Source organism: Mycobacterium sp. 1165178.9 (genome assembly GCF_001673555.1).
Lineage (GTDB): Bacteria > Actinomycetota > Actinomycetes > Mycobacteriales > Mycobacteriaceae > Mycobacterium.
Window position 1 is genome coordinate 1 of sequence record NZ_LZMB01000534.1, and the last position, 1132, is coordinate 1132.

Sequence of the window (1132 nt, forward strand, 5' to 3'; positions counted from 1 at the left end):
ACCTGGACACCGATCACCGTCAATGCGTGGAGCTTTCGCGACGCGGCCGCTGCACGGTGGTCTCGGTGGACTATCGGCTCGCACCCGAACACCCCTTCCCGGCGGCCCTCGAGGATGCGAGCGCCGTGCTGGGGTGGGTTGCCGAGAACGCGGGGGATCTCAAGGTGGATCCGGGGCGCCTGGCCGTCGCGGGTAGCAGCGCCGGCGGCGCGCTGGCCGCATGTTTGGCGCAGCGGGCCGCCGACGGGGCACTGCCGCCGGTGGCGTTCCAGTTGCTACACCAGCCCGTGCTCGATGACCGGGCCACCCCGTCGAAGGCGGAGTTGCGCACCAGTCCGGCGTTCGACGGCGAGGCCGCCGAACTGATGTGGCGCCACTACCTGGGACCGGCCGGCGCGCCGCAAAACGCGGTGCCCGCCCGGCGAGGCGAAATCGCAGGACTGCCACCGGCTTTGATCACCTGCGCGGAGATCGATCCGTTCCGCGACGAGGCGATCGACTACGCGCTGCTGTTACTGCGCGCCGGGGTCTCGGTTGAGCTGCACGTTTTCGCGCGCGCCTGTCACGGCTTCGATTCGCTGCTGCCCGATTGGGCGGGATCGCAACGATTGTTCGCGCTGCAGGGCCACGCCCTGTTCGATGCGTTGCACGGCGATTAGCCGTCGAACCTGATGAGTTGTCGCACGGCGGTGCCGTCGGCCAGGTTGTCCATCGCCTCGTTGATGTCCTCCAACGGAATCGTCGACGACACCAGCGATTCCACCGGCAACCGGCCCGACCGCCACAGCCCGACGAACCGGGGGATGTCCCGGCTGGGCACCGCGGAACCCAGGTAACTGCCGATCAACGACCGGCCCTCGGCCACAAAACCCAACGGCGACACGCTGATTCGTGCCGTCGGCGGCGGCAGCCCCACGGTGATGGTGCGCCCTCCTGGGGACGTCAGGCCGATCGAAGTCTCCAGCGCGGCCGGATGACCGACCGCCTCGACCACCACCGCGGCCTTCACCCCGGCATCAGTGGCCTGCTGCGGCGTGTAGGTTTCGTGGGCCCCCAGGCGCCGGGCGGCGGCCAACTTCTCCGGCAATTGATCGATGGCGACGACGCGGACGTCGTCGTAGGTCAGCGCGGT

General features: G+C 69.4%; 2 protein-coding genes. One reads left to right on the plus strand and one right to left on the minus strand.

Features of this window, described 5'->3' with window-relative positions:
- On the plus strand, positions 1 to 659 hold a 659-nt coding region (locus tag A5652_RS22795; RefSeq protein WP_067357192.1), incomplete at its 5' end, for an alpha/beta hydrolase.
- Here A5652_RS22795 and A5652_RS22800 read toward each other — a convergent pair.
- Positions 656 to 1132: zinc-binding dehydrogenase (locus tag A5652_RS22800; protein WP_156745491.1), on the minus strand; the 477-nt coding region annotated here is incomplete at its 5' end. The genes A5652_RS22795 and A5652_RS22800 overlap by 4 nt on opposite strands.